Here is a 22,639-nt window from a genome sequence, read left to right as displayed (position 1 = left end):
ATACGTACGCGCAACTGTATCTGTGAGCGGCGCGCGACGGCGCGCAGAATCGTTGCTTCATTCAACCGGCCGTGTGGTGCGTTGCATGGCATTGCCGAACACGCACCCCGCCCTTACATCTACCCGCCATGATCGCCAGCCCTGTGCTCACCGCCGATGTCCTGATCGCCTACAGCGCCTATTTCGTCGGCACCGCGAGCCCTGGGCCGAGCAATCTCGCGATCATGTCGCTCGCGATGAGCGCGGGCCGGCGCGCGGCATTGGCGTTCGCGCTCGGGGTGGTATCGGGCTCGTTCTCATGGGCGCTGCTCGCGTCGCTCGGGCTGTCGGCGGTGCTCGCCACCTACTCGGAATGCCTCGTGGCGATCCGGATCGCGGGCGGGCTGTATCTGCTGTGGCTCGGCTTCAAGTCCGCGCGCTCGGCGTTGAGCGCCGGCAAGCCGGCCGCGAGCGCGGCGCGCGTCGACGAACCGCTCGGGCGGCTCTATCTGCGCGGCCTTTTGCTGCATCTGACCAATCCCAAGGCGGTGCTCGTGTGGCTGTCGATCGTGTCGCTCGCGATGTCGCCGGTACACGGCGCCGCGCACGTGATGCCGGTCGTGCTTGGCTGCATGGTGATCGGCGCGACGGTGTTCAGCAGCTACGCGATGCTGTTTTCGACGGCGTCCGCGCGGCGCGTCTATACGGCGATCCGGCGCTGGCTCGACGGCTCGCTCGCGGTGATGTTCGGGATTGCCGGGATCAAGCTGCTGACGTCGAAGAACTAGATGGGTTGAGCGCGTCCGCCTGGCCCCAGGCTGCGCTCTGCGATACTGGCGGTTCGGCTCCATCATTGACGGCTGCCAAGGCGCCCACCCACGAAACGATGAACGGCAACGATCACGACGCACCTTCCTCCACTCATCGCTCGCCGCTGCAGAAGCGGCTCTATTTCACCGGCGCGGCGATCCTCGTCGTCAGTCTGATCGCCGCGCTGCTCATTTACGTCAGCGTGCCGCCGCCGGATAACGCGGTCGCGATGTACAGCATGGTCGATCCGCGCTATCAGATCGAGCTACAGCAAATCGGCGGCAATGCGGCGGTGCTGATGGCGCAGTTGCATCAATGGTTCGATAGCTTGTGGCATGGCTCCAGGCTTGCCTATACGGTCGCGGTACTGGGCGCTGCGCTTGCGGCTGGCTGTTTCTTCATCGGTCATTTTTTCGCGGACGAGTGAGTGTCCCGGTGCCCGCATCCATTCCCGTCATCGATTTGTGCGCGCTGATTCGATCGCGCGCCAATTTTTTCAAAAGGCGTTCGCCACGCCGATTTAAAAACGTTAATTATCGTTTATTCAAATTCGCACATCGCCTTTGCAGACGAAAACCCGCCGCGCTAAAACATCAATTTCCGCAGCGCAATAAAATCCCTGTTTCCGCTCCTAGCTTGCGGCATTAAGAAAACGAACTATTATTAGCTCGGGCCATACAGAAAAGTGCCCCCTCACAGCATTCGAGGCGTATCAACTGCGAGAGGGAGAGCGATGAATGACATAACCCTTCCAGTCGATCTAATTCACTGGATTCTGGCAACACTTTCCATCATTGCCTTGCTTGTCTTTCTCGTGCCACTGCGTTGGCGGGCGCCCGAGGCGGGCCCTGGCGCAATGTTCGTCGCCGGCCTGATTGCCGTACTCGCATTCCGCACTCCGATCACGACTTTGGCTGTCGCGAGTGGCAAAGGCGTATGGGACGCCATATTCATTCTCTATGTAATGTGGCCGGCGCTTCTGCTTTATCAGATCACCAAACAGGCCGGTGGCTACGACGCACTTCGACACGGCATTTCCCGTTTCAGCCGAAATGACTTATTCGTCATTCTCGGGCTCGGCTGGGTGTTTTCATCTTTTCTTCAAGGCATTGCGGGTTTCGGCGCGCCGATTGCTGTCGTCGCCCCCCTTTTGCTCGCGATCGGTGTGAGACCGGTCCATGCCGCCACCATCTCGATCATCGCGCACGCATGGGCACGCTTCTTCGGCACACTCGGTGTCGGCTGGCTCGCAACGTTGCAGGTGGCCGACATCCAGGACGTGGGACGCGCCGCTTTCGAATCGTGCCTGCTGCTGCTCATTCCGACGTACTTCGGCGGCCTGCTGATTGTGTGGCTATACGGGCGCTGGGCAGCGGTGCGTCACGGATGGCCGCTGGTCCTGATCCTCGGCACGATCCTCGGCTTCGGCCAGTTGATCTTCGCGTTCCTGAGCCCTGAACTGTCGACGTTCCTCGCCGCAACCGTTGCGATGGTCGCCCTGTATCCGCTTTCGCGCTGGCGTCGGTTCAGGGAGCCGGTTCCCGCCGCCGAAGTCCCGGATCGCCCCGCGATGGACCCGGCCGCCGTCGGCATGCAGACCGAAACCGAAGAGCCGGTGATGAGTCTCGGCATGGCATTCCTGCCCTATGTCGTGCTGACGGTCGTTACCTTGGGCATTCTGCTGATTGGCCCATTGAACGATGCGATGCGGCAATTCCGCATCGGCCTGCCGTTTCCCGAAGTGACCACGGGCTTTGGCGTGCGAAACGCGGCCGTCGAGCGTTACGCGCCGTTCTCGCCGTTCACCCACCCGGGGACGATGCTGCTGATCTCCGCGATCGTCGTGTGGATCGTGTACCGCGTGAACGGCTTCTACGGCGCGTGGCAATCGCGGCATGGCGGCGAGAATCTGGGGCGCTCGCTGATCGTCGACGGCGTGCCCGCATCGCTGCCGGTCATCGCTTTCCTCGTTACGAGCCGGGTGCTCGACCATAGCGGCCAGACCCAGGTGCTCGCGCACGGTATCGCCGATGTGTCGCCGCCGCTCGTCTATGCGGGCATCGCGAGCGTGATCGGCGCGTTGGGCGCCTTCATGACGTCGAGCAGCACCGCGTCGAACGTGCTGTTCGGCGGCTTGCAGAGCGACGTCGCGCAACTTCATTCGCTGCCGACCGAAGCGATCATCGCCGCGCAGGCCGCCGGCAGTGCGTATGGCAACGCGATCGGCCCGGCGAACATCGTGCTGGGCACCAGCATCTCCGGCATCAAGGGCCAGGAGGGCGCGGTGATGAAGCTGGCCCTTCCGTGGACGGTCATCGTCGCCATCCTGACCGGCATCGGCACGATCCTTCTCGTGATATTCGCGTGAGGTAACCCGTATGGACAAGCTCGTTGCGGAAACCCTGGCGCTGCTCCTGATGTTCGCGGGCTTTCCGCTCACCAGCAGGGGTTCGGTCACCGGCAACATGCTGCTGTTGGGGCTGGGGCTGCTCTGCGTGATCGCCGGTGGAGCATTGCCGATCATCACGCGGTTCATGGATCACTCCAACGACAAAGTCAGAGACGCGGGCGTCGAGTTCGACGATCGGGCTTCCTGATCGAAGCGGCGCGCGCGTTCCTTCGCCGCAGTTGCTTTGCCGTCGCACACTCCCGGCAAGCATCAGGCGCCTGGGCCATTGCGGCGGCTCATCCTCAGGGGAGCTTTTCACCATGAGTCATCCTAATGGGCCTCGTACCGGTCGCCCACCCACGCGCGCACCGCATGGCATGGTCGCCACACCGCACTATCTGGCCAGTCAGGCCGGTGTCGAGATGCTGCAACGCGGTGGAACTGCGGTCGATGCCGCGATTGCCGCGAACGCGGTGCTGTGCGTCGCCTATCCGCACATGGCCGGGCTCGGCGGCGACGGCTTCTGGCTGATCGCCGACGGCAACAGCGAACAGATTCACGCGATCAATGCGAGCGGACCGGCGGCGCAAGGCGCGACGCTAGCGCACTATCGCGGCATCGCCATCGACAACGAAATCGCGGCGCGCGGCCCGCAGGCGGTGCTGACCGTGCCGGGCGCGATCGACGGCTGGCGTCTCGCTCACGAGCGCTTCGGGCGCCTGAACTGGGCGGAACTGTTTGCGGCGGCAATCGGCTATGCGCGCGACGGCGTGCCGGTCTCCCGCTCGCTCGCGGACTGGACCGTGCAGGACGTGCCGATCCTCACGCGCTACCCGCAAACGGCCGCGATCTTCATGCCGGGCGGTCGCGTGCCCGCCGACGGCGAGAAGCTCGTGCAATCCGCGCTATCGCAATCGTTGCAGCAACTCGCCGATCAGGGCCCGCGCGCCGGCTTCTACGAAGGCGATCTCGCGGCGCGTATCTGCGACGGCGTCGGCGCCGCCGGCTCGCCGCTGCAACCGGTCGACTTCGCCGCGTACCGTGCGGAATGGGTCACGCCGATCAGCACGACGTATCGCGGTCATACGGTCTACGAGCTACCGCCGAACACGCAGGGCTTTACGCCCTTGCAGATCCTGAACCTGATCGAAGGCTACGACGTGACCGCGTGGGGCGAAGGCACCGCGGACTACTATCACCACCTGGCCGAGGCGGTGAAGATCGCGTTCGCGGATCGCGAAGAGTGGTTGACGGACCCGCGCTTCGTCACGATTCCGGTCGACCAGTTGATCACGAAGGCCTACTGCGACGAACGCCGCAAGCTGCTCGACCCCGAACGCGCGCTCGACGTCTCGACGGTCCCGCCCGGCATCGCCTATCAGTACCCGCACGACCGCCGCGCGCCGGACGGCGACACCTGCTACTTCTGCGCGGCCGACAAGGACGGCATGGTGGTGTCGCTGATCCAGTCCATCTATCACGACTTCGGCAGCGGCGTGCTCGGCGGGGACACCGGCATCATCATGCAGAACCGCGGCGCGTTTTTCTCGCTCGACGAACACCACCCGAACTGCCTTCAACCGGGCAAGCGCACTTTCCACACGCTGATTCCGGCACTGATGACCCGCGACGGCAAGCCTTGCCTCGCGTTCGGCTCGATGGGCGGCGAAGGTCAGCCGCAAACCCAGGCCGCGCTCGTCACCCGCATCGTCGACTTCGGCTACGACGTGCAGCAGGCGATCGAGGCGCCGCGCTGGCTGATGGGCCGCACGTGGGGTACCAAGTCGCGCAACATGTCGCTCGAGGGGCGCATCTCCGACGAGGTCGTGCGCGAATTGAAGCGCCGCGGCCAGCCGGTGCAGATGGTCACCGACTGGAACGACAACATGGGACATGCGCACGCGATCGGTGTCGACCGCGAACAGGGCTTTTACGAAGGCGGCGCCGATCCGCGCGGCGACGGTGCCGCGCTCGGGTATTGAGGAGCGGCACCGGCTCCCGCATTGGCCGGCAGGCGAGGCTGCCGCGCTCTCGCACCGGGCGCGAAACAGCCGGCCGCGACGCGCAGCTCCATACGACGGGAAAAAACAGATGAACCCGATGATCGTGACCTCGCTGGTCCTCGCCGTGACGATGGCGCTGTTCATCTGGAACAAGGTGCCGGCCGCCGTCGTCGCGGTGATGTCGCTGATCGCGCTGTACCTGACCGGCGTGCTGACGATGCGCGAGGCGTTGAGCGGCTTCGGCGATCCGCTGATCGTGTTCATCGCGGCGCTGCTCGGCATCGGCATCGGCCTCGAAACGACCGGTGTCGGCACATGGGCGGGACAGTGGCTGATTCGCCATTCGGGCAGCAGCCGCAAGCGACTGATCGCGTCGCTGCTGATCCTGTCCGCGGTATCCACTGCGCTGATCGGCATGAACGGCGCCGTCGTCGCAATGCTGCCGATCGCGGTCATCATCTGCGTGCAGACGCAGCTCGCGCCGTCGCAGCTGATGATGCCCGTGTCGATCGCGTGCCTGACCGGCGCGAAGCTCACGTTGCTCGGCAGTCCGGTCAACGTGATCGCATCGAGCGCGGCCGATACGCTCGGTGGCGCGCCGATCCGCTTCTTCGAATGGTCGGTCGTGGGTCTGCCGCTGTTCGCCGGCACCCTTGCGATCATTCTGATACTCGGCCCGCTGTTGTTGCCCAGGCGCAGCTCGAATTCGCTGCCGGCCGATTTCAGCCAGCACGCGCACACGCTGGTCGAGCAATACCGGCTCGCGGACGGCGTGTTCCGGCTGCGCGTGCGCGCGGGCTCGCCGTTGATCGGCAAGACGCTCGACGGCATCGATCTGTCGCCATACCCCGGCGTCAGCGTGCTCGGCCTGACCGACGATGAAGGCGCCGAACTCGCGCAGAAAGAAGCGAGCGAGGGCCATCACCTGCTGGTGCGCGGCGACGCGCAAGGCGTCGCCCGGCTCGCGAACGACTTGCATCTCGCGATTCGCGAGCCGCTCGCCGAAGCGCAGGCGGTCACGAATGCGCTGTTCAATCGCTCTTCGGGTCTCGCCGAAGTCGTGATACCACCGCGCTCGGGGCTGATCGGACAAACCGTGTTTCCGGGCATGGCGACGCACGAAGGCGATCTGATCGTGCTCGCGATACAGCGCGGCGGCAACAACATGCCCGAGCCGTCGACCACGCTGCTCGCGGGCGACCATCTGCTGTTCAGGGGAACATGGGAAGCGCTCGACAAGCACTTCTCCGACCCGCAGATACTGATGGTCGATTCTCCGCAGATGGTACGGCGCCAGACCATCGCACTGAGTCGTGGCGCGCGCGAGGCGCTCGTGATCCTCGCGGTGCTGGTCATCCTGCTCGCGACGAACGCGGTACCGCCCGCGGTGGCGACGCTGATTTGCGTGACCGCGATGGTATTGACGCGCGTGATCACACTGAACCAGCTGTACACGATCGACTGGAATACCTGCGTGCTGGTCGGTGCGCTGATTCCTCTCGCCACCGCGATGTCGAACACCGGACTCGCGTATCAGATCGGTGATTACGTGATCCAGGCGGTCGGCTCGGGCGGTCCGCGCGCGGTGCTGGCGGGACTCTTCTGCGTGGCCGCGGTGCTGACCCAGGTGATCTCGAACAACTCGGCGGCGCTCGTGACGGTGCCGATCGCGGTCGCCACCTCGCAGGAACTCGGCGTGTCGGCGACGCCGTTCCTGGTCGCTGTCGCGCTCGGTGCGGGCGCGGCGCACATGACGCCGATGAGCACGCCGGTCAACCTCGTCACGTACGGCCCGGGCGCGTATGAGTTCGGCGACTACTGGAAGATCGGCCTGCTGATCGTGTTGTGGTCGATGGCGGTGGTCGTGTTCATTGCGCCGTTGTATTGGCCGTTCTAGCCGCGCTATCGGCCGCCCTGCCCCTACGCCATCAACAGCGCTTCATATTCCGCGCGGAATTGATCGATGGAACTCTCCACCACCGTCACCGCGCCATCGATCAAACCGCAACGCCCGCTGCCGGGAAGAACGCGGCACAGATTCTCCAGTGCATCCAGATCGGCACGCACGCCGCGGCCCGTGTCGAGCCGGTTCAGAAGCCGCATCATCTGAAACGTTCCGCCCTTGCAAGGCGGGCACTGCCCGCACGAACCCTGGGCGAAGAAGCTCACGTAGTCCGCGACCTTGCGCACGATGCTGGTGCCTTCCGACACTACGATCATCGCGCCCGTCCCCAGTCGCGAACGGCGTTGACGCACCGAATCGAAGTCCAGTGCCACGTCGAGATCGCGCTTGGTCAGCAGCGTGTTCGATGGGCCGCCCGTGAAGACCGCCTTGAACTCCTTGCCCTGCAGCATGCCGCCGCCGTGCTGGAACACCAGCGTCTCGAGGCTCGTGCCCATTGGCAGTTCGTACAGGCCGGGACGCAGCACGTCGCCGGAAAGAGAATAGAGCTTGGTTCCGGCCGCGCTCCCCGCTCCGAGGTCGCGATACCACTGCGCGCCGTGGCGCAGAATCCCGGGCACGTGCGCCAGCGTCTCGACGTTGTTGACGATGGTCGGCGCGCCGTGCACGCCCTGCTCGGCCGGGAAAGGCGGTTTGCGCCGAGGAAACGGAAAGCCGCCTTCGACGCTCGCGATCACCGCCGTTTCCTCTCCGCCGATGTACAACCCCGAACTAGGCACGACGCCAAGCGACACGGGTGCGCCGATCCAACGCTCGACAGCGGCGAATTGCGGGTGCCCCGACCACTCCTTGACCGCCTCGCGAGTCGCGGCGAGCGAGCCCGTCTGATGCGGATTCACGTACAAGACGACATGGTTGGCCCGCGTCGCCACCGCGGCGATCAGCGCGCCCTCGATCACCTGATGCGGTGTGTGTTCGAGCAGAAAGCGATCCTTGAAGGTGCCCGGTTCGTCTTCGTTGCCATTGCAAACGACGTACTTGTCGCCGTCAGGGGCGGCCGCAACCGGCGCCCATTTTCGATGCGTGGGGAAGCCAGCGCCGCCCATACCACGCAAGTCGGCCTGGGCGAGCTCGGCGATGATCGCCTGCGGGTCGTCGAGCGCTTTGGCGAGTCCCTCGCCGCCGCCGCGCGCGAACCATGCATCGAGGTCGGCGCCGACACGGAAATCGTCCCTCATCAAGCACTGATTCAGCGTTTGCATCGCGTGCTCCGTGGTTCCCGTCACCGGATGCCGCCGATCACGCGACCCCGCGCGCTCGCGCGCAATCCCGCATCGACTCGCAGATCGAAATGGGCATAGGCGGGAAAGAGCTGCGGCGCCTTCACGTGAAGCGGCAGTCCCGCCAGCGTCAGCTCTCTCTGCCACGCGTGCACATGACCGATTCCGGCGCGGTTCGTCATCACCCAATCCCTCGATTGCGCGGCCTTCGCGCCGGCACGGCGGCCGATGCTCAGAATGTCGAGCAGCGCGTTGCCCATCAGACGGTTGCGGCCGTGGATGCCGCCCGTCATCTCGCCGACGCAGAAAAGGCCGGGGACGTTGGTGGCGCCATTTTTGTCGATCGCGACGCCGCCGTTCTGGTAGTGGAGCGTGGGATAAACGAGGAAGGGCTCCTGCGCCGCATCGATGCCGCACTTGTCTGCAAGATGGCGAAGCGTGATCAGGCGTTTGGCCAGAATGCCCGGGTGCTCGAGTTCGAGTGTCGGCGTATCGAGGAACACCCCGAGCTGGCCGTCGCGCTCGATCCCGCGGCCTAATGCGCACTCACGCAGGATCGCCGACGCGACCACGTCGCGCGGCTTGAGTTCGTCGACGAAACGTTCACCTGCGCCGTTCAGCAGTCTCGCTCCCGCGGAGCGCGCCGCCTCGGAAATCAGGCCGCCCGCCAGATGGTGCGGATAGGCGATGCCGGTCGGATGGTACTGGAACGAGTCGAGCTCGCGCAGGCGCGCGCCGATCCGATAGGCGAGCACGAGGCCGTCGGCGGTGGCGCCGTAGTGGTTCGAGGTCGGAAACGAATTCAGGTGCAGTCGCCCCGCGCCGCCGGTGGCGAGGATCACCGCGCGCGCGCGCACCAGCACGAAGCTACGCCATTCGAGGTTGTAGATCACCGCGCCGGCGCAGCCGCCGTGCTCGTCGGACAGCAGCTCTACCACCGGGCAGCGGTTCCACAACTCGATGCCCGGGTCGAGGTCCACCGCCTCGCGCAGCACGCGCATCATTTCGAGGCCCGTATAGTCCCGATACGACAGAATGCGCGCCGCCGACGCGCCCCCGGGTTTCTTGCGCAGCAGATTGCCGCCAAGCGGCTGGTCCTCTTCCAGATCGAACATCATGCCGAGCTGGATCAGCCAGCGAATCACGTCGGGGCCGTCCATCACCATCTGGGCCACGAGTTCGGGCTCGCCGCAGAAGTGTCCGGCGCGAAGCGTGTCCTCGAAGTGCAGTTGGGGACTGTCGTCCTCGCCGATGGCCGCCTGGATTCCGCCTTCGGCCATCACGGTGTTGCTGTCGCCAAGACGCAGCTTGGTGGCGAGGATCACACGCGCGCCCTGCTTCGCCGCAGTGAGCGCCGCGGCGCAGCCGCCACCACCGCCGCCGATTACCAGCACGTCGGTCGTCATCAGCTGCGCGCCGGCGATATCGACATCGTCGATCAGCGCGTTGGCCTGCAGATGCCGCGCGAGATCGGGCTGACACGGCTCGCCGCGATTGACCCCGACACTCAGCGCGACCCGCGCATGCGGCCCATGATCGGGGTGATAAGCCTTCAGCAGTTCATCGACCGGAACGTCGTCGCCGCGGAGCGTGGCCGCCATCCCGGGGCGGTAGCGCTGCCGCGCGGTTTCGTATGGTATGCCGGCGGACATGACGATTCGCTCCGCTCAGCGCGGCGGTTGAGCGCCAGGCGCATCGAAGTCGATCTTCAGCTCGCCGCTCTCGATCTGCTGCAGCCGTCGCATCAGATTGGCCGGACGCAGCGAAAGCGACGCGATCATCCGGCGCACGAACACACCCAGATGGTTGGGCCGGATATGCTCGGGGCATGCGAGCGTGCACAGGTTGCACATCACGCATTCGTCGAACACCTGGCTCGATGCGGGCAGATTGCCCTCGACCGCCAGGTTCACGCCGCGCTGCACGTCCAGCCCCTTCGGACAGGCGCGATCGCAGCCGCTGCAATGACGGCAATGCGCCGCTTCGGGGAAGATCTCGGCGATCTTGCCGAGCGCCTGCCAGCTGTCGCTGATCTCTTCCATTCGATACAGGTGACGTTCCGACTCGGTGAAGTAATCGAGGAAGGCGACCTGCATGCCCTCTTCGACGAGGGTCTCGCAGGCGAGCGCGGTTTTGACTTCCTGCTCGCCGCTACGCCGCACCATTACACGGCACGAGCCGCACACGCCCTGGGACATGCAGCCGACACCCTCGACGAGAGTCTGCCCCGCATGCCCCATGGCCTGCAGAATCGAGCAATTGCCCGGCGCCTGAATCTCGCGCCCTTCGATACTCACGCGAACCATGGCCTCGTACTCTCCTTGCATGCCGCGAGTACTCCGCGGTATTTCTACTGATTTGCGCGCCGATCCTGCTTTGAGGTTTGAGGCCTGTTCTTCTAGATATCGAAGTACAGATAAAACTCCCATGGATGCGGGCGCAATTTGATCGTGTCGATCTCGCGGCTGCGCTTGTAGTCGATCCATGTCTGAATCACGTCGTCGGTAAAGACATCGCCTTTGCGCAGGAACGTGTTGTCGGTTTCGAGCGCCGCCAGCGCCGCTTCGAGGGAACCCGGCACCTGCCGTATGTTGCGCGCTTCTTCGGGCGGCAGATCATAGATGTTGCGATCGAGCGGCTCGCCAGGATCGGTCTTGTTTTCGATGCCGTCGAGGCCGGCCATCAGCATCGCCGCGAAAGCCAGGTACGCATTGGCCGACGGGTCCGGACAGCGGAACTCGACGCGCCGCGCGTTCGGCGAATCCGAATACATCGGAATGCGCGCCGCGGCCGAGCGGTTACGCTGCGACATCGCCAGATTGACGGGCGCCTCGTATCCCGGCACGAGGCGCTTGTACGAATTGGTCGTCGGCGCGCAAAAGGCCATCAGCGCGGGCGCGTGCTGGAGCAATCCGCCGATGTACCAGCGGCACATGTCGGAAGTCAGCGCCCAGCCGCCCGCGTCGTAGAAAAGGTTCTGCTCGTCTTTCCACAGGCTCTGGTGACAATGCATGCCGCTCGCGTTGTCGGCGAACAGCGGCTTCGGCATGAAGGTTGCAACCTTGCCGTGCCGACGCGCGACGTTCTTGCAGATGTACTTGTAGATCATCACGTTGTCGGCCATGCGGGTCAGCGTTGCAAAGCGCATGTCGATCTCGTTCTGTCCGGCGGTCGCGACTTCATGGTGATGCACTTCGATCTGCACGCCGGCCTGCTGCAGCGTCAGCGCGATTTCCGAGCGGATCTCCTGCAGCGTGTCATGAGGAGGCACCGGAAAATAGCCCTCCTTATAGTGCTGCTTGTAGCCGAGGTTGCCGCCGCCGTAGGCGCCCTCGTCGCGGCCGGTGGTCCAGTCGCCCTCGGCCGACTCGACGTAGTAATAGCCGCAGTGCTGATCCTGGCCGAAGCGGATCGAGTCGAAGATGAAGAATTCGAGCTCCGGCCCGAAATAACACGTCGTCGCGATGCCCGTCTGGCGCAGATAGTTCTCTGCCTTTTTCGCCACGTAGCGCGGATCGCGCGAATACGGTAGTCGCAGCACTGGATCGACTACGTCGCAAATGATCGACAGCGTCGGCGTGCCGCAAGCCGGGTCCACGAAGGCGGTTGCCGGGTCGGGCCGCAGCAGCATGTCCGATTCGTGGATCTCCTGAAAGCCGCGGATCGATGAACCGTCGAAACCGATGCCGGCGCTGAACAGGTCGTCGTGAACTTCGGGGAGCGTGATCGAGAAATGCTGCCAGAGGCCGGGCAGATCGGTGAATTTCAGATCGACGATCTGAATATCGCGCTTTTGCAGCAGGTCGATCACATCGCTTGCGTTCTGCGGTCGCGTGACGCGATAGCTGCCCGCTTCGACGGACGCCGCAAACGGCGATCCGGTGCTTCCTTGGGTACTGGCCATGAGCTTTGCCCTCTTGCGCCCCCGTTACCGCCGGTTTACTTATAGACCAACGTTAGTACTTCCGTGGCCGAAAACAAGGCGGCGGTGAGTGGGCCTAGCGGTCTTGCTCCAAGCCCTTCAAATGGGCCTGCCCCGCATCTCTGGCAGCGGCGGCGGTCGCATATGTCTCGTCCGAAACGAGCGAGCGTCTGACCTCACGGGCCGCGAAGTCGACCAGCGTGATTACCCAGACATGCTCGCCACCCTGCTCCGCCGTTTGCACGAAAGCGCGCACGTCGCCCTTGTCGTCTGATTTCATCGTGACCTCCTTGTGGAAAAGTCGCGCGCGGGAAACGGCTGCGCGACGATTGAGACGCTCGCGAGCCACGGTGCATTCCTCGCGGAGCGCGTAACTTGATCTTAGGCAATCGAATCGGTCCTTTGACGGATTTCTCGCTTCCGATGACGAGCACAGCCGCTGGGTCCGGCCGCAAAAGCGCGGTGCCAGCAGCCAGTTAAAGCCGTTCGATCAGGAAATCTTGCAGGGAGTTCAACACCTCGTTCGGCGCGTCCTCGGGCAGCAGATGGCCACCGGGCAGACCCCTGCCGGTCACGTTTTCTGCCCACCTGGACCACGTGTCTGTGGGTGAAGCCTTCCTCGCCCTCTGCTCTTTCTCGCTCCACAGCACCAGCACCGGACAGGCAAGCTTTCGGCCCGCCGCTGCGTCGCTCGCGTCGTGTTCCAGATCCTCTGAAGCAGCGGCACGATAGTCTTCGCAAATCGCGTGCCGTACGCTGGGATTCCGGAATGCGGCTCGATAGGCAGCGAGCGCCCGAGGATCGATTCGCTCGAGTCCTCCGGCCATCTTCGCAAGCGCGGCGTCGATGAAAGCGTCAGGATCGGCCGCCAGCATTCGCTCTGGAAGGTCCGCGGGCTGCGCCAGAAAAAACCAGTGCCAGGCGTCGAGCGCAAAGGTCTTATCGACAGTCGCGAAAGCATCGAGCGTGGGCACGACGCACAGCGATGCATAAGCAGTGACGCGCCGAGGGTGGTCGAGCGCGAGCCGGTATCCGGCGCGAGCGCCTCGATCGTGCCCGACTACGGCGAATCGTTCGTGCCCGAGCCGCGCCATCAATGCGACGAGCGCACTGGCCATACGGCGTTTGGTCCATCGCCGCTGATCGTTGCGGCTCCGGCTGGCACCGTATCCCGGCAGGTCGGGCACGACGAGGGTGTGAGATTTCGCGAGCGTCGGAGCAATCAATCGCCATGCAACGTGGGTCTGCGGATAGCCGTGCAGCAGCAGCACCGGCGATCCGGTTCCGCCGATGACGCCTCGAAACGCGACGTCGTCAGTTTCGATGTCGAGCCTCGCAAAGCCAGCAAAGAAGTCCTCCGCAGCAACTCTTTCGATTTCGGGTGCCATGATTACGTCCTCATGAAAGCGCGCGTCAGCGTCGCGGGCGTGTCGACGAGAGCGTCGCGGCCGCCATAGATAAACAGCAGCGGCACCGGACGATGATTGAAACGCAGTCCGATATTCGCGGTTTTCCGGACTGCATGCTTCTGATCGAAGGCGCACGTTCGTGCGACCAGATCACCGACGTGATCAAGACCTTGTCGGAAGGCGCGATTGCGCCGCTCGAGTAACGCGGACCAGCGTTCGAATGGGCGAGCCCTATCCACTTTGCGGCGTGAAACGGCGTCCGCCAGTCCGTCTTGCGAACGACATAAGCGACGCTCGAGGCAATTCCTCGACCGAAAGCGCCCACAGCGAATACGCGACACTGCGCCGGAACAACAAGCTGACAGCAGCGCGAAGCTGCCCCCGGCCCAGCGCGTACACCGAATCGGTCACGGCGATCGCGCCGTGCATCAGAATGCTGGCATGCCGGTAGCATCCCATCATGCAGGCATTGCAGGGCTCCCGTTGATCGGGCAGACGGTCGAGGTCGAACACGGAGCCCATCGGCTCAGGCCATGCCTCGCAACGCCAGACATCGAGGTTCCAGTCGATATAAAAGTACTTGCTGCCGCCGATACATGGAACCAGTTGCGGTTCACCGCGCACGAAGCGCGCGACCTCGTCCAGCGCGGCGCTCGGGTCCATCACACGGAAGTGCTTCTTCAGGCGCGCGATCGCGCTCAACGCTTCGAGTAGTTCGTCGGTGTTCAGGTCGACGAGTTTCGAGTCTTCGTCGTACACGAGCGATGTCGATCCAAACGCCTCGCGCCGCGGATAGGAAAAAACGACCGCATCGAAGCCAAGCCGCTCGAGCGTCTCGGGAAGCAATTCGTAATTGACCAGACGGCTCACCGTAATCGATGCGCACACCTCGATGCCGAAGCGATGGGCCTGAGTGATGCCCTCGCGGATGCGGGCCTCGAGACCGCGCAGGCCGCGATTACGCTCATGCTCGCGCATGTCCGCGCTATCGATGGAAATCAGCAGACGCTTGAGGCCGGCCTCCGCTAGTTGCTTGATGTGGCGCGGCAGAAACCAGCCGTTCGTGATCACCCCGCACTGAATGCCGGCCCTGGTGGCCGAAGCCACCAGCGATGCGATCTGGGGATGAACCAGCGGCTCGCCGCCTTGCAGCGTCATGTAACGAATCCGGCGTCTGCGCAGGATCGGCAGTGCGCGCGCGAATTCCTCAGGATCGAGATAGCGACGCGGCCCCGCCAGATTCTTCTCGCGAGAGAACCCGCAGAAGTCGCATGCGGCGTTGCAAACGTTCGTCACCGATACGTCGCACACCGCGGGCAGCGGGTTGCGCGGTTCGCTGACGGCGCCGTCTACATGCCGCAGACCGCGCCACTTGATGATTCGCTCTGTCGTATCCATGAGACCCTCACGACCTGCCGACGAATTCGTCAGGAGGCTTCATAGAATACGCTCAACCTGCTGAGCGTGATGCATTGTTACGCCTGCCGTCGGGTTTCGGTGCGTGCCGTCAATGCGAGTCCGATCACGGCAATACCAGCGAACAGCGCTGGCAGCAGGAACACATTCGGCAGGCCCAGCATTTTTACCCCGAGACCGCCGGCGACCCCGCCTAGCGCCGACGCGAGGGCCGTCGAGCTCATGAAAATCGCCGATGCGGTCGCCACCGCGCTGGGAAGCAGGCGTTGAGCAACGAGGATGCCCAGCACCATAAAGATGCCCCATACACCCCCCATCAGAACCTGTCCGGCGAACATGCCCGTTGCGGACGGCCACAGCGCAAAGCAAAGGTTGGCAAACACTCCCAAGGCGGCCGCGATGCACATCAACCACACGTTGCCGAGCCGGCGGCCCAGTCCGATGCTGAAGGGCATGATGAGTAGCTCGATGAAGGGCTGCACACCGATGACCGCTCCCCGTACGGCCGGACTCAGATTCAGGTGCTCTTCCATATAGATCAGCAGGAATCCGTACTTCACCGGCTCCCCCGCGTAGACCAGCACGAAGAGTCCAGTGAACGCCAGCAGAGGAAGCATGGCTCGCAGGCTGGCGTGGTGATGCACGGGCTCGCTCGCCGACTCGGTCTTCAGCCTTGCAACGGGGTTCAGCGTTCCGAGAGGTGCGATCTGAAGAAGCATGCAGATGGCGGTCATCCACAGCATGGGGCGCAGGCCATAGGCCGCCGCCGCCCACGCTCCCAACATAGGACCGACGATCCAGCCGCCGGTAAGCGCCATGCGGATGATGGCAACGACACGCTCGTTTGCGTCGTCGGGATTGCGGCTCAGTTCATCGTGGACAGCCGCGAAAATCTGCGACGCGGTCGCACCGGACACGGCCAGCAAGGCAACGGCGATGAAGAACGGCATCCAGACCGAAGTAGAGAGGGCAAGCCCCGCCCAGCCTGCAAATCCCGCGGCAGCACACAGGCGGAAAAGACCGAGGCGATTACCGGTGCGATCCGAGTACCGGCCGACGAAATACCCCGCCACCGGAGCTGCAAGGCTCGTCAAGTAATAGAGTCCGGCCAACGGCAGCGAGGCGCCGAGTTCCTTCACCAGGAAAAGAACGATCTGTGGCGCGGCCGCTGACGTGCCGAGTCCCGACAGAAACATGGCGAGCGTCGAGCCGCGAAACAGCCTCGACGTTGCAACTTGACGCAATGCGGATTCACTAGCGGATTGATTTGAAATCGTGAGAGCTTCGCTACCGGCTTGGTCAGGCATCGTGAAATGAACTCCCTCGTGACAGCAACAAAGATGACGTCCCGAACTTGTTCGGCGGAATTCCCCGGTCTGTCCGGCGCGCACGCTGCAGATTATCGCGAGCGCTTCTCGATTGCCATGGTCAAGTCGAAGTGGTCACTTCGTCGCTGCCGAAATCGCGAAGCCGATGCCTAAAACTGGACCCGCTGATCGCAGCAAACCACACGAAACGCCTGACTGAATCCGTGCTTGCCAAGCGCGCTATGAATCATGCCGACCATAGGCCAATATCGGGGGCGCAAGAACAGCGCTATCGTCGAGCCGGGAGGAATCAATCAGTTGGCAGAAACACTCGAGCATCTGCTTTGGCGATGCGCCACGGTCGATGACCGCATCGACTCCCGGCCACTCTGCGAAAGGAGACAGCGTACTGGACAGAACCGCGACGCGGCATTGCGGGCAGTGCCTGTTGATCAACTCGATCGCTTTTAACTTCGATGCAAGATGGCAGTCGCCGTCAAGCACCGTCAGTTGCGCGTCGCTCACGATTTGCCCCCGTACCGCATCAGCGCACGTCTCAAGCGTGGAAACGAAGCCTCGCACCCGGGCGATCACGAAGATGGATTCGGCAATCGGCTCATGTCCTCTGCGGAGGACGAGCAGGCGCCGTCCCTTACCAACGTTTGGCATCATGGCTCGCGCTCCATTGGCAGCCAGCAACGCGTAAATTGACTTCCACCTGAGAATCGTAATGCGATACCGCTCGCACGCCTCGGTGTAAGCGAGTGAATCCTCGCCCGAGGTGGCACGGGCTAGTTCCAAGGCCTCGAACGCCGAATCGACTTCGCTTAGCGATATATCGAACGCATCTCGCGTATCCATGGCGAGTATTAGAGTCGAGTCACATGGATTTCCAGCATACGTCGGCCCAGCCCCCTGCAGAAGGTCGGGGGTGGGAAAGTGATTTCTCTTCGTCCGTTGGGCTTTCGTGCAGAACTCTTTTCTGCCCTCGCGGCAATTCGAGGGCTATTTCAACGGTTCGTCGGATTTGAAGCACTGCTCCCGCTTTGCGGCTCTGGGGCGGCCACCACGGTGGTGCGGCTTGAGCGGTAAGCAGATACTGTGGCTGCAATGTCTGGGATCAATTCATAGCAAGTTCTGCCGGGCGGCCGCTACGGGCCTCCATGCGATCGGCGGCACGATACTTGCGCGCTTACATCGCAGCCTGTTGCCAGATTTGCACGCTCCGAGCCAGGTCCCCCAATCTCCACGAGGCGACGGCGAGAATCGGCGAGCGAAGATCCGTCGTTAGGCGAGAACCCACGTTCGAACGTCATTGAGAACCGCGAAGACAGATTTCAGCTCTTTCGGGACGTTTTCGGCACAAATGGCGTGGGTATGTGCTGGACCTTCTCGCTTCCGCACTTCGGGCAAGCGGGATGAGCGTTTTCATGTTCAGCAAGATGCTCGGCATGTTCGAACATCTCACCGCACTTCTCGCACCTGTACCGGTAAGTCGGCATGGCATTCCTCCAACGAGAATCCTGCACGTCGTGCTGACCAGATACGTTACGACGTCGGCAATAACCCATTCTAGTGCAGGAAAGTGCGGGCGCTGCTTGCGGCACTGACCGCGATGATCAGTTTGGCCCGTCACCTACCAGCCGAAAAACCTGCACGGCATCCTCCAACGTGGACGCCTGTTCCTGCATGCTGGCCGCCGCGGCTGCCACCTGCTCCACCAGAGCAACGTTTTGCTGGGTCATCTCGTCCATGTGTCCGATCGCGCGATTGATTTCGCCGATGCCGGTACTTTGCTCGTTGCTCGCGTGGGTGATCTCACCCATCAAGGTGACCACACTATCGACCGCCGTAACGATTTCGGTCATGTCCCGGCCAGCCTGGTCGACCAGTTCTCCGCCTGCGTTGACGTTGCCGACCGAGTCGGTGATCAGCGCCTTGATTTCCTTGGCGGCCGTCGCGCTGCGTTGGGCCAGGCTGCGCACTTCGGCGGCGACGACCGCAAAGCCGCGCCCCTGGTCGCCGGCGCGCGCCGCCTCGACGGCCGCGTTCAAAGCCAGGATATTGGTTTGAAAGGCGATCGAATCGATCATGCTGATGATGTCGACGATCTTGTGTGAACTGCCGCGGATCAGCGACATGGTGGTGACCACATGGCCCACCACGGTGCCGCCTTTGACCGCGAGATCGGAGGCCGACGCGATGTGCTGGTTGGCGTGCGAAGCGCGTTCGGCATTGGCGCGGACCATCGCAGTCAATTGCTCCATCGTCGAAGCGGTTTGCTCGAGCGAGCCGGCCTGCGCCTCGGTGCGGGACGACAGCTCCGCGTTGCCGGCGGCAATCTCGCGCGCGCCCAGCGCGATCATATCGGACGCGCGTCGCACGTTGCCGACTACCGAGGCGAGGCCGACACTGATGCCGTTCATCGCCTGCATCAACTGGCCCAGTTCGTCGCGCCGGCTGACATGCACTTGCGCGGTCAAGTCGCCGGCCGCCAATTTTTCCGCGGCGGCCTTCGCTTCGAGCAGTTGCATGCCGAGACCGCGCCGGGTCGTCACGTAGACCAGCGCGCTGACCAGCAGCGCGCCGAGCAGCCCGAAGCCGATCACCGCGGTTGGCAGGAAAGGCGGCGACGCCCCGACGGGGCTCCTCGCCTGGTCCGGGAGGATCACTGCCTGCAGCAGCCGACCATAGCCCAGCAGGAGTACGGTATTCGCGGCGAGGGTCAGCAGCGCGAGCCTGGCTCCGATCGACAGGTTCCACACCTCGCTGACATCGAGGCCGACGTATAGCGCGCCGATTACGTCGCCGGAACTGTCCCGGATCGGCTCGTACCGTGTCATGTATTGCTTGCCGAATAGCGTCGCGTAACCGGTGTAGGGCTGCCCGCTGCGCAGCATCCGATAGCCGGGGTGCGAGCGGTCGAGTACCGTGCCCACGGCCCGCTCGCCGGTTTGCCTTTTGACCGAAGTGGCGACGCGCACGAAGTCGTCGCCTATCGCGACGAACAAGGTGCCCGTCGCGCGGGTTTTGTCGGTGAAGCGGTCAACTTCGCCATAGTTGAGGTTCAGCAGCGTGGTCCCGTTCAGCAGCCTCGGCGTCATCACACCGAGGATGTCGACACCGCTTGATTCGTCGCGTGTAAATGGAGCTGGAAAATACCCGGCGAGCGTTCGCGCGTGACGACACACCTGGGCCTTGAGCGGCAGCAGAGAGTACATGAAGTGAACCCCCGTCGACTGTGTCAGCGATTCGAATGAATCGGACGTTTTATTCTGATTTCATTAGACAGAATATTGCATGAGATGGCAATAGAGGGTGCTCGCTAATCTCAGCTCACTGAAAGCGAGGCGCCGGGCGGGTCATAGATGCTTGAACACGCCGCTCGCCAGAGCACGCAACTCTTCGAACTGCGTGACGAGTTGAAGGCAGAGAAGGAAGGCGAGTATTGCCGAAGGTCCCCGATAGCGTTCGATCCATCGCAGCACCGGGGTCGCGTAGCGCTTGCGAATCGCATCGCGCGTCAGGATCAACGTGATCCCGATTCCCAGCGCGGCGCCCACCAGCAAATCGGTCGGATAGTGAAAGCCGAGATAGGCGCGCGGAAGGCAAATGAACAGCGCGGTATAGAGAAGCGCCAGCACGCCGATGCCCCGCCACACGAGGAAGATGCCGGTGGCGATAGCCATCCATAGCATCGCGTGATCGCTCGGGAACGAACTCCAATCCGACAACTGCGCAGCCTTGGTCGCGCCGCGTGCGAACTGCAGATGAAGTTCGGGGTTATAGATGGGACGCACTCTAAATGGCAACCAGTGCGACAGCAGCCTTCCGACGAAGAGCGCCACGACACCGCTGAGAAGCGTCGCGAGCACGATTTCGCGCCGCCATTGGGCGCGTTCGTCCCGTTGAAACCAGATCCACCAAAGCACCGGAATCAATACCAAGCCTTTAAAGGAGTACAGGTCGGCGATGGCTTGTATCGATTGGGTCGTGAAATGACCGAAGCGTATGCTGGACAGATATGTTTCGATGGTCGAGTCGAAGCTGTTCATGTTTTTGTAATTAATATCTGCTAATCGCAGCGAAAGATCAGCCTAATCCAGCCAGGCGACAAAAAATGAGGCGCAGACAACGTTTGCTACCAACTTTTTGCTCGTTCCGATACCGCACGCGCCCTCCCCGTTATGGCGCTCCCTTCACCTGCTCATGCGGCTTCTCCACCCCCGCCATGCTCAGCGCCTCATGCAGCGTGCCGAAAATGCAGCGCTCCTCGACGATCGGCGTGATGCCATGCCGATCCATATCCGAGCGCAAATAACGATTCACGCGCGCAAAGACCACTTCGATCCGATCGCGCTTGAGCGCCGCGCACAACTCGCCCACCGAGCGCGCCGCCGAATAATCGACATCCGTAATCGCGCTCGCATCGACGACGAACCAGCGCACGGCGTTCGGTGCGTGCTCGATCAGGCGGCGCGCATCGTCGACGAAAAAATGATCGTTCGCGTAGAACAGGTCGGCGCCGAAGCGATAGACGATCAGCCCCGGCGCGGTCTCGATGCCGGGCACCGCCGGCACCGGCACCCACATGCCGTCGCCATTGGGCGCGAGCATCATCGTGTGCGGGCGGTAGCTGTGTCGCACGTGACGCAGCAACGACAACGCGACCGCAACCAGAATGCCGTGCTCGACGCCGATCAGCACGACCGCCGCCGCCGTGAACAACGCTAGCGCGAATTCGCCGGGACTTTCGCGGCGAATCGAAAAGAGCGACTGCACGTTGATCAGGCCGACCGCAATCGTAAACACGATGCTCGCGAGAATGCAGTGGGGCAAATACTGCAGATAGCGGCTGAAAAACAGCAGCACGATCACCACGACCGCAGCGAACACGAGCTGCGCGAACTGGCTGCGTGTGCCGGCTCGATCGGCCATCGCGGTCTGCGTCGGGCTGCCGTTGACGACGAACGCGCCGGAAAACGCCGCCGCCGCGTTGGCGGCCGCGATGCCGAGCAGGTCCGCGTTGGTATCGACCACCTCGTGATAGCGCTCGGCGAACACCCGGCTCGCGGCGGCGCTTTGCGCGACGATCATCACGAAGCACGACGCCGCGACCGGCACGAGATCGAGCGTCTGCTGCCACGTCACCGACGGAACTCGCAGCGGCGGCAAGCCGCCCTCCACCGGACCGAGAATCGAGATGCCGTGCGCGGCGAATCCGAACAGGTCGCTCGCGGCAATGCCTCCGACGACCGCGATCAACGGCACCGGCAGGCGCGGCCAGAAACGCTTGCAGACGAGAATCGCAGCCACCACGAAGAGCGAGATCGCCAGCGTCGGCCGATTGATCTGCGCGGCCTTGCTCACGACGAGCAGCAGTTGGTCCACACTGCGCGTCGCATGTCCGGGCACGCCGAGCATGTCTGCGAGCATCGCGATGCCGACCTGCACGCCGACGCCGGCGAGAAAGCCGACCAGCACGGTGCGCGACAGGAAGTCGGCGAGAAAACCGAGCTTGAAGATGCGCGCGACGAGCAACAACCCGGCCGTCAGCAGCGCGACCATCGCCGCGAGCGCCGCGTATTCGGCGCTCGACGCGGCTGCCATCGTCTCGAGACGGCTCGCGAAGATCGTCGCCGTGGCCGAATCGGCAGCGACGACCAGATGCCGCGACGCGCCGAAAAACGCGAACGCGACGAGCGGCAGGAATACCGTATAAAGCCCGGTGACGGCCGGCATGCCGGCAATGCGCGCATAGCCGAGCACCTGCGGTATATCCATCGACGCAAGCTGCACACCGGCCAGCGCATCACGCGCCGCCGCGATCCGGCTCAAAGGAAGAACGCCCTTCAGCACGCTCGCACGTGCCGCCATTTTCTGCAGAGAATCTCGCATATGCGATGCCGACCCAAATCGAAGGTAATCGCGCATCGTGCCGCGAACCCGCACGCCAAGGCAAGACTTGCTGAAAGGTAAAACGGGCTATTGACGAAAACGAAAACGAGAAAGCAAATCGAAAGGATGCAAACGGTTGCCCCTTTCAAATTGACGACGAACCAACGAATGCGAATCGCAATGCGAAAATTTCCACGGCACGGCCGCGGAAAAAAACGCGCGAAAAAAATCTACCGTTTGAAACGTCCGGTCTGCGGATCCACATGGCGCGCAAAGCTAAACAGCGCAGCGATGCCGATCGGACAGGCGATCAGAAAGATGGC

At 63.3% G+C, this 22,639-nt stretch carries 19 protein-coding genes and 1 pseudogene; 7 read left to right on the top strand and 13 right to left on the bottom strand.

Annotated elements, in window-relative coordinates; translation table 11 throughout:
• Positions 1-128: 128 nt before the first annotated feature.
• From G5S42_RS16910 to G5S42_RS16885, 6 genes are all read left to right on the top strand, one after another.
• Entirely contained in the window at positions 129-767 is a 639-nt protein-coding gene (locus tag G5S42_RS16910; protein WP_176107803.1) for a LysE family translocator, read from the top strand.
• A gap of 98 nt (positions 768-865) precedes the next feature.
• Entirely contained in the window at positions 866-1,216 is a 351-nt protein-coding gene (locus G5S42_RS16905) for a hypothetical protein (RefSeq protein ID WP_176107802.1), read from the top strand.
• 306 nt (positions 1,217-1,522) lie between these two features.
• Positions 1,523-3,157, top strand: coding sequence for an L-lactate permease (locus tag G5S42_RS16900; protein WP_176107801.1), 1,635 nt, complete (start codon positions 1,523-1,525; stop codon positions 3,155-3,157).
• Between the two features lie 10 nt (positions 3,158-3,167).
• Entirely contained in the window at positions 3,168-3,386 is a 219-nt protein-coding gene (locus G5S42_RS16895; protein WP_013091366.1) for a hypothetical protein, read from the top strand.
• A 112-nt stretch (positions 3,387-3,498) separates the two neighbouring features.
• On the top strand, positions 3,499-5,160 hold the full coding sequence (ggt, locus tag G5S42_RS16890) for a gamma-glutamyltransferase (protein ID WP_176107800.1): 1,662 nt from the start codon (positions 3,499-3,501) through the stop codon (positions 5,158-5,160).
• A gap of 109 nt (positions 5,161-5,269) precedes the next feature.
• Complete coding sequence (locus G5S42_RS16885; protein WP_176107799.1) at positions 5,270-7,078, top strand: SLC13 family permease; 1,809 nt, start codon at positions 5,270-5,272, stop codon at positions 7,076-7,078.
• Positions 7,079-7,101: 23 nt separating this feature from the next.
• On the opposite strand, the gene G5S42_RS16880 is transcribed toward G5S42_RS16885, so the two are convergent.
• The 6 genes from G5S42_RS16880 to G5S42_RS16855 form a co-directional block, all read right to left on the bottom strand.
• Complete coding sequence (locus tag G5S42_RS16880) at positions 7,102-8,346, bottom strand: complex I 51 kDa subunit family protein (protein ID WP_176107798.1); 1,245 nt, start codon at positions 8,344-8,346, stop codon at positions 7,102-7,104.
• A 20-nt stretch (positions 8,347-8,366) separates the two neighbouring features.
• Positions 8,367-10,016 carry an FAD-binding protein gene (locus G5S42_RS16875; RefSeq protein WP_176107797.1) on the bottom strand — a complete coding sequence of 550 codons (1,650 nt, stop codon included), beginning with the start codon at positions 10,014-10,016 and terminating at the stop codon, positions 8,367-8,369.
• 15 nt (positions 10,017-10,031) lie between these two features.
• Complete coding sequence (locus G5S42_RS16870; protein ID WP_176107796.1) at positions 10,032-10,670, bottom strand: 4Fe-4S dicluster domain-containing protein; 639 nt, start codon at positions 10,668-10,670, stop codon at positions 10,032-10,034.
• A gap of 92 nt (positions 10,671-10,762) precedes the next feature.
• Positions 10,763-12,268, bottom strand: a complete 1,506-nt coding sequence (glnA, locus tag G5S42_RS16865; RefSeq protein WP_176107795.1) for a type I glutamate--ammonia ligase — start codon at positions 12,266-12,268, stop codon at positions 10,763-10,765.
• Between the two features lie 94 nt (positions 12,269-12,362).
• The gene (locus G5S42_RS16860; protein WP_013091358.1) at positions 12,363-12,566 is read right to left on the bottom strand and encodes a hypothetical protein; all 204 of its coding nucleotides are present in this window, start codon (positions 12,564-12,566) and stop codon (positions 12,363-12,365) included.
• Positions 12,567-12,762: 196 nt separating this feature from the next.
• Positions 12,763-13,674: an alpha/beta fold hydrolase gene (locus G5S42_RS16855; protein WP_176107794.1), complete on the bottom strand. Its 912-nt coding sequence runs from the start codon at positions 13,672-13,674 to the stop codon at positions 12,763-12,765.
• Positions 13,675-13,775: 101 nt separating this feature from the next.
• Between G5S42_RS16855 and G5S42_RS16850 the strand changes: the two are divergent.
• Positions 13,776-13,898, top strand: a pseudogene (locus tag G5S42_RS16850) (MerR family transcriptional regulator); the annotation flags it as partial.
• 28 nt (positions 13,899-13,926) lie between these two features.
• Here the strand turns inward: G5S42_RS16850 and G5S42_RS16845 are convergent.
• The 7 genes from G5S42_RS16845 to G5S42_RS16815 all read right to left on the bottom strand — a co-directional run bounded on the left by G5S42_RS16845 (position 13,927) and on the right by G5S42_RS16815 (position 22,316).
• Entirely contained in the window at positions 13,927-15,093 is a 1,167-nt protein-coding gene (locus G5S42_RS16845) for a radical SAM protein (RefSeq protein ID WP_176107793.1), read from the bottom strand.
• 77 nt (positions 15,094-15,170) lie between these two features.
• Positions 15,171-16,418, bottom strand: coding sequence for an MFS transporter (locus G5S42_RS16840; protein WP_176107792.1), 1,248 nt, complete (start codon positions 16,416-16,418; stop codon positions 15,171-15,173).
• 240 nt (positions 16,419-16,658) lie between these two features.
• On the bottom strand, positions 16,659-17,279 hold the full coding sequence (locus tag G5S42_RS16835) for a hypothetical protein (protein ID WP_217709903.1): 621 nt from the start codon (positions 17,277-17,279) through the stop codon (positions 16,659-16,661).
• A 476-nt stretch (positions 17,280-17,755) separates the two neighbouring features.
• Positions 17,756-17,920, bottom strand: coding sequence for an FmdB family zinc ribbon protein (locus G5S42_RS16830; RefSeq protein WP_018433560.1), 165 nt, complete (start codon positions 17,918-17,920; stop codon positions 17,756-17,758).
• Between the two features lie 117 nt (positions 17,921-18,037).
• Entirely contained in the window at positions 18,038-19,639 is a 1,602-nt protein-coding gene (locus G5S42_RS16825) for a methyl-accepting chemotaxis protein (RefSeq protein WP_176107790.1), read from the bottom strand.
• A gap of 141 nt (positions 19,640-19,780) precedes the next feature.
• The gene (locus G5S42_RS16820) at positions 19,781-20,473 is read right to left on the bottom strand and encodes a phosphatase PAP2 family protein (RefSeq protein ID WP_176107789.1); all 693 of its coding nucleotides are present in this window, start codon (positions 20,471-20,473) and stop codon (positions 19,781-19,783) included.
• A 130-nt stretch (positions 20,474-20,603) separates the two neighbouring features.
• Positions 20,604-22,316 (bottom strand): SulP family inorganic anion transporter, encoded by a 1,713-nt coding sequence (locus G5S42_RS16815; protein ID WP_176107788.1) that lies wholly within the window; start codon positions 22,314-22,316, stop codon positions 20,604-20,606.
• Positions 22,317-22,639 lie beyond the last annotated feature (323 nt).

It is taken from the genome of Paraburkholderia youngii (assembly GCF_013366925.1).
In the GTDB taxonomy this organism is placed as follows: domain Bacteria; phylum Pseudomonadota; class Gammaproteobacteria; order Burkholderiales; family Burkholderiaceae; genus Paraburkholderia; species Paraburkholderia youngii.
This window is presented reverse-complemented; position numbering and strand designations above follow the sequence as displayed.